Origin of the sequence: Leptospira biflexa serovar Patoc strain 'Patoc 1 (Paris)' (genome assembly GCF_000017685.1) — a bacterium.
GTDB classification, from domain to species: domain Bacteria; phylum Spirochaetota; class Leptospiria; order Leptospirales; family Leptospiraceae; genus Leptospira_A; species Leptospira_A biflexa.
The window spans coordinates 1,216,628-1,232,473 of sequence record NC_010602.1 but is presented as its reverse complement, the minus strand read 5'-3'; the positions used below and the strand labels follow the sequence as shown (position 1 = coordinate 1,232,473).

Genomic DNA, 15,846 nt, shown 5'->3' with positions numbered 1-15,846 from the left:
GGCCATGACAAACACACATCGACTTTCACATTTAGACCAATTAGAATCAGAAGCAATTTATATCTTACGGGAAGTAGCTGCCCAATTCGAAAGACCCGCATTATTATTCTCAGGTGGTAAAGATTCGATTTGTTTGGTGCATTTAGCACTCAAAGCCTTTCGACCAGGTAAATTTCCTTTCCCACTCGTTCATATTGATACTGGGCATAACTTTGATGAGGCGCTGAAATTCCGAGATGAACTGGCAGATACAATCGGTGAAAAATTAATTGTACGTTATGTGCAAGATTCAATCGACCAAGGGAAAGCCGTCGAAGAAAAAGGTAAATTTCCAAGTCGTAATGCCATCCAAGCTGTGACTCTCCTTGATACGATCGCCGAATTTAAATTTGATGCCTGTATTGGTGGGGCGCGTCGGGATGAAGAAAAAGCAAGAGCCAAAGAACGAATTTTTTCAGTCAGAGATGAGTTTGGATCATGGGATCCAAAACTCCAACGTCCTGAACTTTGGAATATTTATAATGGAAAAATCCATGTCGGCGAAAACGTAAGAGTTTTTCCGATCAGTAACTGGACAGAACTAGATGTTTGGGAATACATCCGAAAAGAAAATATTGGACTACCTTCCTTGTATTTTTCTCATAAGCGTGAAATTGTTTGGAGAGAAGATTTGGTCTTCCCTGTCTCAAAATTTATCAGCTTAGACAATACCGACAAGGTGGAAACAAGGACTGTTCGGTTTCGTACTGTTGGCGATATGACTTGCACTGCAGCAGTGGAATCGGAAGCAAACTCTGTGGATGACATCATTCGTGAGATCCAAATTTCCCGTACAACGGAAAGAGGTTCTCGATTGGATGACAAACGATCGGAAGCTGCAATGGAAGATAGAAAAAAAGGTGGGTATTTTTAATGGATATTTTACGATTTATCACAGCAGGAAGTGTGGACGATGGGAAATCAACTCTCATCGGACGTTTGTTATACGATAGTAAGTCCATTTTCCAAGACCAGATGGAAGCGATCGAAAGAGCAGGCCAAGTGAATGGACAAATCAATTTAGCCCTACTCACCGATGGTCTCAAAGCAGAAAGAGAACAAGGCATCACAATCGATGTCGCGTACAAATACTTTTCGACTCCTAAACGTAAGTTCATCATCGCAGATGCACCAGGCCATGTCCAATACACAAGGAATATGGTGACAGGTGCCTCCAATTCAGACCTTGCCATCATCCTCATTGATGCAAGAAAGGGAGTGATCGAACAAACTTACAGACATTCATACATCGTTTCTTTATTACGACTCCCATATGTGGTCGTTTGCGTGAACAAAATGGATTTGGTGGATTTTTCTGAAGAAGTGTTTTTGAATATCAAACAACAATATTTGGAATTTGCAAAAGATTTGGATTTAAAATCCATTCACTTCCTTCCCATCTCCGCTTTAAATGGAGACAATGTTGTGGATACATCCCCATCTATGCCATGGTGGAAAGGAAAATCCTTACTTCACTTTTTGGAGGAAATTGAGATCCATACGGAAGAAGAATCCCCTGCTCCGCGATTCCCAGTCCAAAATGTAATTCGTCCACAAACAACAGAATACCATGATTACAGAGGTTATGCGGGACAAATCAGAAGTGGCCATTTTACTGTGGGTGATTCCATCACAGTCCTACCAAGTGGACTCACTTCCAAAATCAAAGCCATCGATAGTTTTGATGGGCCACTCACAACAGCCTATGCACCAATGTCTATTACCATTCGATTGGAAGATGAGATTGATGTGAGCCGAGGAGATATGCTTGTTGTCACGGGTAAAGAACCCAAAATTTCCCAAGATTTGGAAGCATATATTTGTTGGATGGACCAAAAAGTCCTCACTCCAGGATCCAAATATTTACTCCGCCAAACGACAAACGCAGTGAAGGCATCCATCCGTTCTTTGGAATTTAGAGTGGAAACAAGCACTCACGAAAAAAAAGAACAAACGAGTCTTGGTTTGAATGAAATTGGAAAAGTAACCATTCGGACGGCAAAACCTGTCGCTTACGATCCGTATTCCAAAATTAGGGGCACAGGGAGTTTTATCTTAGTCGATGAAGGAACCAACCAAACCGTTGCGGCAGGAATGTTATTGTAGAGAGATGGCTTCCAAAATCGAAATTGATTTTCGATTTAACTCGTTTAGTAAAATCAATCGAAAGGAGTTCGAAATCAATTAATTTGTGATCTGCACTTTGTTGGATAGGTATACGCTGTTTTATGGTGGGAAATTTTATGAAAAAAATACATCCAATGATCCAATATCCTTGAACCATTGGTTTCGTTTGGTTTCGATTCTTATTTCAAAATCCCAATCCGATTGATATAATCTCCAAAGGATTCCTTACCTTTTCGATCCTTTGAAAATTTTCCAAATAGACCATCTAATTCTTGTAAGATTGCCGACTCATCCAAATCTTCTTTGTACTTTTTATTGAGACGGTATCCTTCTGCGTCGGCACCTACGTGTAAATTGTATTTACCGTAGGATGTTCCCACAAGTCCAATTTCGGAGATATAAGGCCTTGCACATCCATTGGGGCAACCTGTCATCCGAATGGAAATTGGTTCCTCTGATAGCCCATGTTTGGAAAGGATTGGTTCGATTTTATCAATGAGGCTTGGCAGGTATCTTTGTGCTTCCGCAAGCGCCAATGAACAAGTGTTTAACGCAACACAAGCAATGGAATTTTTACGGATAGGAGATACCTCAGCAGTCTTTCGATGGACTCCAAATTTTACAAGAATCGATTCAATGAGATCCTTGTCCTTTGGAAAGATATCGGACAAAATCAAGTTTTGGTTACAAGTGAAACGAAATGTTGCACGTCTTGTTTTGGAAACTTCAAGAAGAGCTGTTTTTAGATTATACCCATGTTCGTCACAGACCCTTCCATTTTCAACAAATACGGTATAATGCCAGTTTCCTGCCGCATCTTGTTTCCATCCAAAATCATCAGACCTTGTTGTGAATTGAAAATCTTTTGCTGACTCAAAACTAATACCTGCACGTTTTTCAACTTCACGTTTGTAAAACTCAACACCTAACCGGTCCAATGTGTATTTCAATCGAGACAATTTGCGGTCTTCTCTGTTTCCAAAATCTCTTTGGACAGTGACAATCTCGTAAACAACACGTAATATGTCTTTTTTAGGAATAAAACCAAATACAGTTCCAACCCTAGGATAAGTATCGGGATTCCCATGAGTTGTTCCAAGTCCTCCCCCCACTGCTACATTGAATCCCAATAATTGTCCATTTTCTATGATGGCGATGAGACCAATGTCGTTTGTAAAAAGATCCACATCGTTATACGGCGGGATCGCGATGGCGATTTTGAATTTACGAGGAAGGTAAACATCCTTATACAAAGGATCTTCTGGTTCTTCTTTTTCTGCTAAAAGATTTTCATCTAACCAAATTTCGTAATACGCTCTCGTTTTGGGAAGTAAGGAACGACTGATTTCCCCTGCATAACCAAACACCTCTTTGTGGAGGGGGCTTGCCGCTGGATTCGAAGTACATGTAACATTACGATTGACATCTCCACAAGCCGCGATGGAATCCAAAAATACAGAATCAAATGCTTTGATGGTTGGTTTGATTTTGGATTTTAAAATACCATGGAGTTGGACGGTTTGTCTTGTGGTGATTTTGATCGTTCCAGTGGAATTTTCACCAGCTACATTATGTAAGGCTTCCCAGTGTACAGGGCCAATCATTCCACCAGGAATCCTCAAGCGAATCATAAAGGAATATAGACGTTCTAATTTTTTAAGAGCACGTTCATCTCTTCGATCCCGATCATCTTGTTGGTACATTCCATGAAACTTAAGTAAAAGTTGGTCATCAGAACGTAAAGAACCAGTATGTTCATCCTTTAAACTATCGACGAGTGATCCTCGAAGGCCCCGGCTTAGTCTTTTTACTTTTTCTGCGAGAGTTTCTTTTTTAGTTTCTGCCATGGGTTCCTCAGTAAACGTCCTTGATGTAACGGCCGTTTTCTTCCAATTCTTTTAGATAATCAGAAGCTTCTTTTCCAGTATCAAAAGTTCTTTCCGATAAAATTTCAATTAACTTACGATCTACGTCTTTACTCATAGGATCCTTTGACCCACATAGATAAATGACAGCACCATTTTGAATCCATTTCAAAAGTTCTTCTGCATTTTCACCCATTCGGTCTTGGACATAAACTTTCTCTTTTGTATCACGAGAAAATGCTGTATTCAATTTATGAAGTACACCTGTGTCCATTAGCTCGAGAAGTTCTGTTTGGTAATAAAAATCAGAGACAAAATTTCTTTCCCCAAAAAATAACCAATTTTTCCCATTCCCACCAGACTGTTCCCTTTCAAATAAAAAACTGCGAAATGGAGCAATGCCTGTTCCTGGCCCAATCATGATGATATCAGTATCGGGACTAGGAAGGCGAAAGGAATTATTTTTTTGAATGAAAAATGGAACTGTATCTCCTTCTTTTAATGAAGAAAGAAACCCAGAACAAAAACCTGTTTTGATACCTGTGAAGGTTTCGATTTCCACCTCAGCTACCGTTAGGTGGACTTCCTCTTCTCCATGTGCCGATGGACTAGATGCAATGGAATAATACCTTGGAACTATCGGTTCCAAAATATCAACGATCGATTGAATCTCGAGCTTTGTATCACTTGGATACAGTGTCAATAATACATCTAAATCCAATTTACCAGAAGGAATTTCTTTTTTAGAAAGTGATACATACTTTTGGATCACTCGGTCAGGTAAAAAACGAATGGATACTTTTTTGCGAAGTAAATCGTACAACATCCAAGTTTCCCCTTTGTAGGTGACCCTTGTTTCTCTGTCTGTTTGTAATAATCCCAAAATTCGATTCACTTCATCTTCGCGGTTGTATGCTAAAAATCCAGCGCTATCACCTGGTAAATAATCAACAGGAAGAGAGCTTTTGATTTCAATATGACGAGTGGATTTTGTTGCCCCAATATCGTTTAACACAAGATTTGTGACAATTGTACCTTCATATACTACTTTTCCACCTGAATTAGGTTTGGACGCTGTCGTTTGAGTTTGTTTAGAGACTTGTGTGGTTGCCGTTTTGGATATAGCATTGAGTTTAGAAATGAGATCTGTTATCCATGGTTTTGATACCAGTTCAAAATCTACGTCACATTTTCCAAGATCGTGGATACGTTCAGCCCCTAATTTTTCCAACATTGAATCCACATCAATTCCTGTTTGGCAAAACAGTGGGTAACTAGTATCACCTAATCCAAGCACGGCGAACTTCATTTTTGACAAAGAATCTTTTGCATCTGATAAAATTTGAATGAAGGGTTTTGCGGCTTGAGGCGGTTCGCCGTCCCCATGTGTGGATACGATCACAAACAAATACTCTTCTTCTTTTAGGTCTTTTGCCTTATACGTGTCAGTACTTTTTAGTTTTGCTTGGACACCGAGTTCTTTTAGTTTTTTGACAAGTTCTGTAGCCAGTTTTTTCGAATTCCCAGTTTCTGTTCCATACACAACAGTGCACTGGATGGGCGCGGCTTTCAAATTCCCATGTGAAGGGTCATTTGAGGAAATACTCACCGGGGCATTCAAGGAAACATCCACACTCCCCCCAATGCTTGCTTGGGTGAGCGCTGATAGGTAACCCGACATCCACACCCATTCATCTTTTGTGGATTCTTTCAGTAATTGTAAAAATCGATTGCGTTTCTCATCGGATAACATAAAAACCTATGCTTGTGTTGGATTCCAGTAAAACATCCAAAAAGTCTTATAAATTGAATCTTTTCCTGGGGTTCGAGACGAGTAAACCAAAAAAATGGAGATTTTGTAGAAATTATTGGCCAATCACTTGACTATTTCTAGCAGGATTGCAAGGTATAACAGATATGTCCTCCAATAAGACAGAACAGGGTTTTGTGAGTTTCGTGAGCGGTGGTCCAGGCCCCGTTGACCTACTGACCCTCCGTGGAAAATCTCGCATTGAAAGAGCAGAGGTGATTCTGTATGACGCCTTACTCGATCCCAGTTTTTTAGAGATCTTCCCTGAGTCTGCCCAAATCCTTTACGTGGGCAAACGAGCCAAAGAACACTACCGCACCCAAACAGAAATCAATGCTCTCCTCGTCGAGTTTGCCCATCAGGGAAAAAAAGTGGTCCGCCTCAAAGGTGGTGACGCTTCGATCTTTGGTCGTTTGTCAGAAGAAATCCAAAGCTTAGAAGCCGCTGGGATTCCTTATGAAGTGATACCAGGAGTAAGCTCCGTGACAGCAGGTGCTGCAGACCTTGGTCTCTCGCTTACCGTGCGCGGACTTTCTCGCCAAATCATCATCCTGGATGGGCATACCATTTTGGAAGATGAACGCAGTTGGATGGGAATGGAAAATTTTCCAGGGACCATTGCGATCCTAATGGGAAGCCAAAAAACCAAGGAACTTTCCGAAAGACTCATCCAAAAAGGTGTCCTCCCAACTACCCCCATTGTCCTTTTAGAAAATGCCGGAAATCCCAATGCCACATATACAGTCTCCACTCTCGCCAATACGATGTTAGAGGGAATGGGAAAACAAACAAAAGGTCCAGGGATTTTGTATGTGGGAGAAGCACTTCGTCCCCTTTTGGAAAATACAAAAACCATTCAAAACGTGATCCACTCCGCTTCCTCTTTTTTGGAATCCTTATGACAGTCAAAAAATATCCAATCTTTCTCAATTTGGAAGGAAGGAACATCCTCGTTGTTGGTGGTGGTAATGCTTGTTTAGAAAAATTGATGGGCCTTGAACATACGGCAGCAAACCTTCACCTCATCTCCATCACTTATAGTGATGAGGTCAAAGCTTTCCTAGAAAAATACCCTCAAATCAAAGTAGAAACAAGGGCTGTCACAGAAGAAGATCTCAACCATCGGGATATTATTTTTTTAGCAACCAGTGATCCAAATACCAACAAAGAGTTTCGAGCCCTGGCCAAAGCGAAGGGGATTTGGGTGAACTCAGTGGACGATCCCAAAAACTGTGATTTTTATTCTTCCTCAACCGTCACAGTGGGACCCATTCAGTTTGCCATATCCACAGACGGGATGTTTGCCGGAGTTTCTGCCACCTTACGAAAATTATTCGAAGAGGTTCTACCGGAAGAAGACCACGAGCTACTCGAGACTCTCTTTATGATGAGGAGAAACCTAAAAGAACGACTCCCCAACCAAGAAGAGCGAAGAAAGGTATTAAAAGCAATCATTCAAAAGCTGAATTCAGAATACTTTCATAAACCTTAAAATTTCATTCAGGATAAATTTGTACGACAGTCAAAGTGTGTTCACCTGCCCAAACAGAATGTAATGGAAGGTTCACGATCAATTTATTGGGATTGTCTAAGCGCACGGTCCACTCACCCGCAGTCCTTGGATCTAAAAATTTAACCTTCGCGATAGGAAATGGAAAATGAACTTCAAATTGAATGAATTCAACCAAGGTATTAAATCGCAAAAGGTCATCTCTTAATTTTGCTTCAGATAGAATGGAACCGATTTCCTCTCGATTGATCTCAAGAGTTTGTAATAATGGTGAGTCCTTACTTGTGTCAATGGCGAGTTGGATCTCAAGTGTTTGGTCTTCGGTAAATTGAATGAAACGAAATCCAGGAGGTAACATTTGGGTGTAGTTTCCAAATTGGTAAGATCTTTCTTTTAAAGTGATCTCCACTTCCCCTATATCCTTAAGGCCAGAACCTAAAAAAATTCCCTTCTGTTTTTTTGTGATTTTTTTTTGGTAAATGACCAAGTCTCCTGAAAGGTCTGAATTGATCTTTATTTTGATATTCCCACCGGCGCAGGCACAAAACAATAGGCAGAATAATATGGTCTGTGGTATCCGTTTCATATCGTCATTAATAAACACCAAGCGAAGTTTACAGAACTAAAAAATGATCTATCCGAAACAGTTTCATGGAAAAACGAGAGACATCTCGCTTGAATCCCATTATTACCACCGATTTGCAAAAGAGATTACAATTCCCTGCAATATTTATTATTCCCTCACCCTCATCACACCCGATGTCCCCATGCGCGAAATTGACTTCCTTGTGGTCTCACCCTATGGGGTTATCACCATTGAATTAAAAAATGGAAAGTGGAGGCAAAAAAAAGGGGAATGGGAATTTTATAATGTACGAGGTCGCGAATGGGAACCTGTCGAAGGGAAATCATATAAAAATCCAATCGAACAAGTCACCACTCAAAGGGAAATCATCCGGGAGTTTTTCAAAAATCACAACCAACTTGTGGATTTGTTCCCAAAAGAATATTATGATAGTGCCATTTTCTTTTTAAAAAATGATAGAAAAGAATTCCATCTTCCCAATGACCAAAACTTATTCGTGTTTGGTGGTAAGGAAGTCAGTGACGAAACAAACCTAAATTCTGTTTTAGAATCTATTTTATATCAAAATAATCGAGAACCACTTCCTGATTCTGTACTTGTCAAAGCGCATGAAATCATCAAAAAAAATCTAAACTTTTTCCAGACATTTCGTTCTCAGAAAGAAAAAGAGGAAGAGAATTTATTATTTTTTACCAAAGAACAATTTTCACTGGTTGAAGGGATCAATTCATTTCCGCATAACTTGGTTTTTGGAAGTCCAGGATCCGGCAAATCAATATTATGCGGTGAGATTGCTCTCCAAAAGGCAAGGAAGGGGCAAAAAGTTCTTTTATGGCAAGGTGCAAAAGCCTTATACGAAATTTGGAAGGAAGAACTTAAAAATATACCTGAAAAAAATAACATTGAACTCATCTCCCATTTTTCAGAAATCAAACACAATCATATTGATATTTTGATAGTGGACGGAATTGAAGATATCCTAAATGACAAATCACAGTCAGACATCTTCTTATACTTATCCAAATACTTTTGGGAAGAAAAAGAATGGATACTTTTTGTTTCCAGACGATTGAAATACACTTCTACTCCATTTTTGGATTATTTACAATCGATTCCATTACATGTATGGGATATCAAACGAAACATTAGAAATTCCCCGGAAATTGTATCCTTTGCCAATCGTCTACTCAATGATTTTTCAGAAACACCGATGCAAAATCATTTTTCGGATATCCAGTTCATCAAAACTGATGATGACCTTACCGATCAAATTCGCTGGTGTTATGGTTATGCCAAAAAGGTATTAGAAATAGAAAACGATGAAATTGTTGTCTTGTATCACACTGAAGAAACCATCCAAAACAACGGACTCAAACAATTTTTAGTGGAAAATGAAATGCGACATTATTCTACAAAAGCATTTGCCGGCATGGAAGAAACATGTGGGATATTGATTGGGTTTGAAAATTGGCACCTAACAGAAACAAAAAACAGTTTAGCTGAAACTATTTTAAAAATTAGAAGTTTGGTCTGTGTCTTTTATCCGCCGAACGAAGAAGAGGTAATCCAAACCATTTTAAAAAAAGGTGACTCTGGCCCATAAGCCGGATTCTGTTTTAGGCGATCATTTATCTAATGCTCTCTACCCACAACCTGGCGGGACAGGCTCATAACGGTTGTTTACTTGAGATTGCACATCGGAGGGTTTACCTTGCCTCTGTTCTTACAAACAAAGCGGTAGGCTCTTACCCCACCATTTCACCCTTACCTACTAACGTAGGCGGTATCCTTTCTGTTGCACTTTCCGTCCCTTTCCTTCCATTTCTGGAAAAAAAAGCCCAAGCATTACTTGGTCCGATTGTCCCCTAGTGTCCGGACTTTCCTCCCCCAACCTTTCTGAAGAAAGGAAAAAGGCGACCGCTCGGCCAGAGTCAACTTCATAGAATCCTCCAATCCTCTCACGTCGAGGAGTATTTCGATACTTTGGCACAATTTATGCACCTTGTAGAATGAATTGAAAACGGCAAGGAACCAACGTATGAAGTTTTACCATTTCGCACTCTTTTTCATCATTTCCATGGGTTTGTGGGCAGACCAAAACCTTGACCAATCGGTCGATGAGATCCTGAGCCACACACGACTCTCTCGAATCCCACTTGTCATTGCCGAATTAGAGGCACGATCCGTTCAAAAAATGGAATCAGGTGAACTTTTGGCAGCAAGAGACGATTTGAAAAAAGCAATTTTACTCAAACAATCCATCGGAATGAAAGAATCGGAAGGGAACGCACAACTTCTTTTCCAAATGGCAAAATTAGAACAAAAATTGGGTCATCGTTGTGAGGCACTTCATTATTCATCACTAGCCAATCAAATTGTTCGGCGTGTGGGGGTCCGTTCCGATGTGATCGCCAAATCGACAAAATCTGAACAAAGAACAGGTACCTGGGAAACTTGCGAAGAAGTATCCTGGTTACAAGATCCAGGGAACCGATAAGATTCCTTTTGAGGATGAAAATTTACGCCAGATAGAACGATTCATCAAAGGTAATATTTCTGTTGATGAAAATTTTCACCGGATAGAACGATTCATCAAAGGTAATATTTCTGTTGATGAAAATTTTCACCGGATGGAACGATTCATCAAAGGAAACATTTCCGGTGATGAAAATTTACACCAGATGGAACGATTCATCAAAGGAAACATTTCCTTTGATGAAAGTTTACTTCGATGTGAATTTTCCCGTTCGTAAGATGACCACTTTCGTACAAAACGTTCGATGCTTTTTTCTCTTATTCGGATTTTTGAAATTTGAGAGAAGCGGAGTTCACACAATATCGGAGTCCCGTTGGCTTCGGACCGTCTGGGAACACATGGCCCAAGTGAGCACCACAATTTTGGCACTGGATTTCGGTTCTCGTCATTCCATGGGATCGATCCGTTTCAGTGGACACTGCATCTGAACGAACCGGTTCATAATAACTAGGCCAACCACTCCCTGACTCATATTTCGTCTCGGAAGAAAACAAAGCCTCTCCACAACAAACACAAAGATAAGTTCCTTTTTCTTTGTGTGCATAGTATTCACCAGTAAACGGCCGTTCGGTGCCCTTTTCACGAGTCACTTGGTATTGTAATGGTGTGAGGATTTCTTTCCAATTTTTGTTTTCCATTCTTTCCTTCGCCTTTCTAATTGAGATTAAGTATCAATATCACATTTTATTTTTTTAGGAACTGACAATCTTGTGACAGTTACAACGATGTATTTGATAGAATAATTGTATGTGGTCAAACCTGATTCTACTCCATTCCACTGATCCCATCGCTAAACCTTTAGACGATTCTCGCCTAGAAGTTTGGCAAACTTGTCAAAGGACTCTTGTATTCTCTGACAAACGGATCTATCCGATCGAAAAATCAGAGCGATTTTTGGATGGATGGGAGCTGTATCAAGGTTATGATGCGTATCGTTTTTTATTAGAAGTGGTTTCGGGATTACGTTCCAAACTTTTTGGAGAATCCGAAATCCAAGCACAATTTCGAGATCGTTTCCGTGAAGAAAACACTGAACGTTCAAACTTTGCCATTTCATTACAACGGTTACGAGACCAAATCTTGGAACATACTAAACAAATTCGATCCAAGTATTTAACGGGGATTGGAAGGCAAACTTACGGAAGTGTTACCGAATCTTACTTGCAAAACCATAAAGAAGTTACACTTCTTGGAACGGGGAAACTTGTTGATTCCATTTTACCCTACTTAGTTTCCAAACAGAAAAACGTACGATTGATTGGAAGGAATCATCATCGGCTTGAAGAACTAAAAAAAACATTCCCCATTACAACCTTTCACTGGGAAGATTATACGCCAGGAAACGAAGCAATCGTCATTGCATCAAGTTTTCTACCGTTTAACTGGGATGAGATGATACAATCATCATCACTTATTCTTGACTTTAGGGAAGATTCATTAAAAAACCATAATTACCAACATTACATCCCACTCAAACAGATCCTAAACGATCTACAAGAAACGGATGAACAAATCCAAAATGTAAAAATGGACTTACAATATTTTCTCACGGAACTGACTCGGGAACGGGAGGAAGAACAATTACATATCATGAATGGATGGGAAGATTTACTTGTCTGAAACAATCAAAATAGGAGGTAGGTCCTCCCTACTCTCTCGCATACAAATCCACACTGTTACGAATGCCCTCAAAGAAAAAAACAAAGATCTAAACTTCGAAACGATTTTCAGAGAATCAAGTGGTGATAAAGACCTAACCACCCCACTTTGGCAATTTGGTGGACAAGGGATCTTTACCAAAGATTTACAAGAAGATTTACTAAACCACAAAGTTGATATCGTGATCCATTCCTATAAAGATATGGATTTAAAAGAAAGGAAAGAAACAACACTGATCCCTGTTTTACCAAGGGAAGATGTTCGAGATGTTTTACTCTTTAAAAAAAACAAATGGATCAATTTACCAAATGAAATTACCATTTTAACTTCTTCACCTAGAAGAGAATACCACATCAAAGAATTTTTAAGGAATTACTTTCCTACACCCATCAATAATTTTGAAATCAAAATCGAATCCGTTCGGGGAAACATACAAACAAGATTACGTAAATATTTGGATCACGAATCAGGTGGAATTTTAGTCGCAAAAGCTGCCTTAGATCGAATCCTAAACTTCCAAGACCCCGACCAACTTTTACCAGAACTGAAAGAAATACAACAACTCATTAAGGATACCATGAATGTATCGCTTTTTATGGTATTACCTTCATCAATCTTCCCAAGTGCTCCCGCACAAGGTGCGTTATGTGCTGAAATCAGAAAAGAAGACAAACATCTCGAAACCTTATTGTCAAAGATTTCAGATTCTGAAACCAATCTGACTACAAATGAAGAAAGAGAAATCCTCTCTCGATATGGTGGTGGTTGCCATCAAAAAATTGGAGTCACTGTTTTACATAGAGAGTATGGTAAGGTATGCTTCATACGTGGAATCACTGAAGATGGTCAAATTTTGCAAACCAAAGAACTTTCAGAAAGCCCAAATTATTCTTTCTCCAGAGATGAAGTATGGCCACCTAACGCAAAAATGGCGGCAAGACAAAGGGAAAGATTAACTTATAGCATTCCCAAAGATGTGGATGTTTTTGTTTCTCGTGGGTATGCCTTTCCTTTGGATTTATCAGTCAATCCAAGTAATCAAATCCTTTGGTCAGCAGGGTTATCTACATGGAAAGATTTAGCATTACGTGGTTTTTGGGTGAATGGAACCTGTGATGGTCTTGGAGAGAGTGAACCACCAGAAATCGATACCATATTAGGTAGAAAAACAAAATTTGTCAAACTCAGCCATATGGATTCGGACAAACACTCCAGTATTTATCCCGTGATTCCTACGTATTTTGTTTCTGCACCCGAAATTCCAATCCCATTTGATACTTCTAAAATCAAAGCCGCTTACTGGCGTAGTGGATCTGAATTTGACATTGTCACCAAAAGATACCCGGAACTTTTGAATGTCATACATTTTGTTGGACCTGGATCAACGTTTCGAAAAATCAAACACGCACTAGGTGAAAATGGTTCCAAAAACAAAGTATTTGTTTCCCTGTCATTTGATTCTTGGGTGGAGAGGTACATCAAACCATGAAAAAACAAACACTTCGATTACGTTCCCACAAGTCACTCCGTCATCTGAGCGAATCAGGTTCCTTAAATGTGAACAAAATGATCCAACCTTTATTCCTTGTGGAAGGTCTTACCGAAAAAGAACCGATCAAAGGGTTACCAGATGTTTACCGCGATACGAACCAAACCATCTTCAAACAAATTGAGTCTGATTTAAAATCAGGTGTCTCGCAGTTTTTGCTATTTATGGTTCCAAACGAAAAATCGGACACCAGTTTTTCAAAAGAGTTTTACCATTCAAATATTAGTGCCATAAAAAAAACATTCCCTGAAATGTTTTTATGGTTAGATACTTGTATCTGCTCAGTGACAACATCCGGACATTGTTGCCACTTCCATCCTAAAGGTAACATTGATTTAAAATTAACATTAAATCGATTGTCTGAACTAGCATTGATTTATGCAGATGCGGGTGCTGACGGTATTGCACCTAGTGATATGATGGATGGAAGGGTTGCATCACATAGAAAGATTCTCGATGAAAACAACCATTCCCATGTTCCCATCATGAGTTATTCTACAAAATTCAAAAGTCATTTTTACGGTCCCTTCCGTGGTGCTGCCGACTCCTCACCGCAGTTTGGTGATAGAAGTGGATACCAATTGGATGTTAGAGACAGAGAAACTGCAATCCAAACTTCCATTCGAGACAAAGAAGAAGGTGCGGATTTATTAATGGTAAAACCAGGGATGACTTCTATTGATTTGATTGGTCCTATCAAAGATAAAACAGGACTCCCTACTGGTGCTTACCAAGTGAGTGGCGAGTATGCAAGTCTCGTTTACTTAGCAAAAGAAGGTTTTCTCAATTTTGAAGATGGTTTAAGAGAAACATGGGACGTGTTTCGCAGAGCCGGATCTTCATTTTTAATCACGTATGGTGCAAGGATTGCACAAAGGTTGTATTCATGAATTCGGAAACATTATTCCAGAGATCAAAACAAGTGGTTCCAGGAGGAGTCCACAGTCCTGTCAGGTCATTCTCCTCAGTAGGTGGGACTCCCATTTTTTTTAGTGAGGCGAGAGGCGCCTATCTTAAGTCAGTCGAAGGAAATGATTTCATCGATTATTGTTTGAGTTTTGGTCCACTTTTATTTGGACATCGACATCCTGAAATCCAAGAGGTGGTCGAAGATACGGTAAACAAAGCTTGGTCTTTCGGTGCCTGTGAACCGTATTCTCTGGAACTAGCCGAGTTCATCACAGAACGAATCCCTTGGGTAGAAAAAATTCGATTTGTGAATTCAGGAACTGAAGCTGTGATGAGTGCTCTAAGGGTAGCAAGAGCTGCAACTGGCCGAAATAAAATTTTAAAATTTGATGGATGTTATCACGGTCACTTGGATCAACTTTTAGTAAAATCCGGATCGGGCCTTGCAGGTCTCAGTTCAAGTGATAGTAAAGGGATTGGTCCTGAAATCATCCAAAACACACTTGTCCTTCCATTAGATGATGAATCAAAACTGGAAGAATTATTCCAAAGAGAAGGCTCAAATATCGCTTGTTTGGCGATCGAACCACTCCCCGCCAATTATGGACTCCTCCCGCAAAGGATAGAATTTTTAAAGAAGTGTCGTGAGTTAACAACCAAATATGGAGTATTACTTCTTTTTGATGAAGTGATTTCGGGTTTCAGAGTCTCCTTTCAAGGAATGGCTGGGATCACTGGTATCATTCCTGATTTAGTCTGTTACGGAAAGATCATAGGAGGTGGATTTCCGGTGGGTGCTTATGCAGGGAAAAGAGAACTAATGGATTTAGTAGCACCGAGTGGGCCAGTTTACCAAGCTGGTACACTATCTGCTAATCCAATTGGGATGCGTGCAGGACTCAAAACTCTCACCAAAGCTTGGACAGAAAATCCATACCCTGCTCTAGAATCTGCCACCAAACAACTCACAGATGGAATTCTAACCCTTCTATCCGAAAAAGGTGATACCAATTGGGAGGCTGTCACCTTTGGAAGTTTGTTTTGGCTGAAAGGAAAAACAGAAAATCCGATCCGCCGAATAGACCAAATTCCTGGAACTCATAAATCCAATTTTGCCACCCTCTTCCACAAACTTCTTAAACAGGGAGTGTATCTTGCCCCAAGTGGATATGAGGTTGGATTTTTATCGACTGCTCATACAAACGATATCATAAACCTCACCCTCGAAAAAACCAAAAAGGCATTAAAGGACTAAT

General features: G+C 39.8%; 14 protein-coding genes, 1 other RNA gene and 1 pseudogene. 11 read left to right on the top strand and 5 right to left on the bottom strand.

Going from position 1 to position 15,846, the window contains the following annotated elements:
* Positions 1-4: 4 nt before the first annotated feature.
* Together cysD and LEPBI_RS05795 are read left to right on the top strand one after the other, a co-directional pair.
* A complete protein-coding gene (cysD, locus tag LEPBI_RS05800) occupies positions 5-913 on the top strand; it encodes a sulfate adenylyltransferase subunit CysD (protein WP_012388180.1) in 909 nt (302 codons plus the stop codon).
* Positions 913-2,145, top strand: coding sequence for a sulfate adenylyltransferase subunit 1 (locus LEPBI_RS05795; protein ID WP_012388179.1), 1,233 nt, complete (start codon positions 913-915; stop codon positions 2,143-2,145). The genes cysD and LEPBI_RS05795 overlap by 1 nt, the downstream gene beginning before the upstream one ends.
* Positions 2,146-2,345: 200 nt before the next feature.
* Here LEPBI_RS05795 and LEPBI_RS05790 read toward each other — a convergent pair whose 3' ends face one another.
* Together LEPBI_RS05790 and LEPBI_RS05785 are read right to left on the bottom strand one after the other, a co-directional pair.
* Complete coding sequence (locus LEPBI_RS05790; protein WP_012388178.1) at positions 2,346-4,013, bottom strand: NADPH-dependent assimilatory sulfite reductase hemoprotein subunit; 1,668 nt, start codon at positions 4,011-4,013, stop codon at positions 2,346-2,348.
* 7 nt (positions 4,014-4,020) lie between these two features.
* Positions 4,021-5,784 (bottom strand): diflavin oxidoreductase, encoded by a 1,764-nt coding sequence (locus LEPBI_RS05785; RefSeq protein WP_012388177.1) that lies wholly within the window; start codon positions 5,782-5,784, stop codon positions 4,021-4,023.
* Between the two features lie 164 nt (positions 5,785-5,948).
* On the opposite strand from LEPBI_RS05785, the gene cobA reads away from it, so the two are divergent.
* Entirely contained in the window at positions 5,949-6,743 is a 795-nt protein-coding gene (gene cobA, locus LEPBI_RS05780) for a uroporphyrinogen-III C-methyltransferase (RefSeq protein WP_012476207.1), read from the top strand.
* The gene (locus LEPBI_RS05775) at positions 6,740-7,333 is read left to right on the top strand and encodes a precorrin-2 dehydrogenase/sirohydrochlorin ferrochelatase family protein (protein WP_012388175.1); all 594 of its coding nucleotides are present in this window, start codon (positions 6,740-6,742) and stop codon (positions 7,331-7,333) included. Before cobA ends, LEPBI_RS05775 begins: the two co-directional genes overlap by 4 nt.
* A 4-nt stretch (positions 7,334-7,337) precedes the next feature.
* On the opposite strand, the gene LEPBI_RS05770 is transcribed toward LEPBI_RS05775, so the two are convergent.
* Entirely contained in the window at positions 7,338-7,937 is a 600-nt protein-coding gene (locus LEPBI_RS05770) for an LBF_1134 family protein (protein WP_012476206.1), read from the bottom strand.
* 43 nt (positions 7,938-7,980) lie between these two features.
* Here LEPBI_RS05770 and LEPBI_RS19445 point away from each other — a divergent pair.
* Positions 7,981-8,370, top strand: a pseudogene (locus LEPBI_RS19445) (nuclease-related domain-containing protein); the annotation flags it as partial.
* Positions 8,371-9,521: 1,151 nt separating this feature from the next.
* On the opposite strand, the gene rnpB reads toward LEPBI_RS19445, so the two are convergent.
* Positions 9,522-9,870, bottom strand: an RNA gene (gene rnpB, locus LEPBI_RS18770) — RNase P RNA component class A.
* A 105-nt stretch (positions 9,871-9,975) separates the two neighbouring features.
* Between rnpB and LEPBI_RS05755 the strand changes: the two genes are divergently transcribed.
* Positions 9,976-10,434 (top strand): LEPBI_I1174 family sigma 54-regulated protein, encoded by a 459-nt coding sequence (locus LEPBI_RS05755; protein ID WP_012388171.1) that lies wholly within the window; start codon positions 9,976-9,978, stop codon positions 10,432-10,434.
* Between the two features lie 133 nt (positions 10,435-10,567).
* Positions 10,568-10,690: a hypothetical protein gene (locus LEPBI_RS19320; protein WP_012388170.1), complete on the top strand. Its 123-nt coding sequence runs from the start codon at positions 10,568-10,570 to the stop codon at positions 10,688-10,690.
* Between the two features lie 40 nt (positions 10,691-10,730).
* Here the strand turns inward: LEPBI_RS19320 and msrB are convergent, their stop codons facing one another.
* The gene (msrB, locus tag LEPBI_RS05750; protein WP_012388169.1) at positions 10,731-11,111 is read right to left on the bottom strand and encodes a peptide-methionine (R)-S-oxide reductase MsrB; all 381 of its coding nucleotides are present in this window, start codon (positions 11,109-11,111) and stop codon (positions 10,731-10,733) included.
* Between the two features lie 109 nt (positions 11,112-11,220).
* Here msrB and LEPBI_RS05745 point away from each other — a divergent pair, with 109 nt between their 5' ends.
* From LEPBI_RS05745 to hemL, 4 genes are read left to right on the top strand one after another with little or no spacing between them, the layout of a single operon-like run.
* Positions 11,221-12,093 (top strand): Rossmann-fold NAD(P)-binding domain-containing protein, encoded by an 873-nt coding sequence (locus tag LEPBI_RS05745; protein WP_012388168.1) that lies wholly within the window; start codon positions 11,221-11,223, stop codon positions 12,091-12,093.
* On the top strand, positions 12,086-13,621 hold the full coding sequence (locus tag LEPBI_RS05740) for a type 2 periplasmic-binding domain-containing protein (RefSeq protein ID WP_012388167.1): 1,536 nt from the start codon (positions 12,086-12,088) through the stop codon (positions 13,619-13,621). Before LEPBI_RS05745 ends, LEPBI_RS05740 begins: the two co-directional genes overlap by 8 nt.
* The gene (gene hemB / locus LEPBI_RS05735) at positions 13,618-14,571 is read left to right on the top strand and encodes a porphobilinogen synthase (RefSeq protein ID WP_012388166.1); all 954 of its coding nucleotides are present in this window, start codon (positions 13,618-13,620) and stop codon (positions 14,569-14,571) included. The genes LEPBI_RS05740 and hemB overlap by 4 nt, the downstream gene beginning before the upstream one ends.
* On the top strand, positions 14,568-15,845 hold the full coding sequence (gene hemL / locus LEPBI_RS05730) for a glutamate-1-semialdehyde 2,1-aminomutase (RefSeq protein WP_012388165.1): 1,278 nt from the start codon (positions 14,568-14,570) through the stop codon (positions 15,843-15,845). The genes hemB and hemL overlap by 4 nt, the downstream gene beginning before the upstream one ends.
* Position 15,846: the final 1 nt, after the last annotated feature.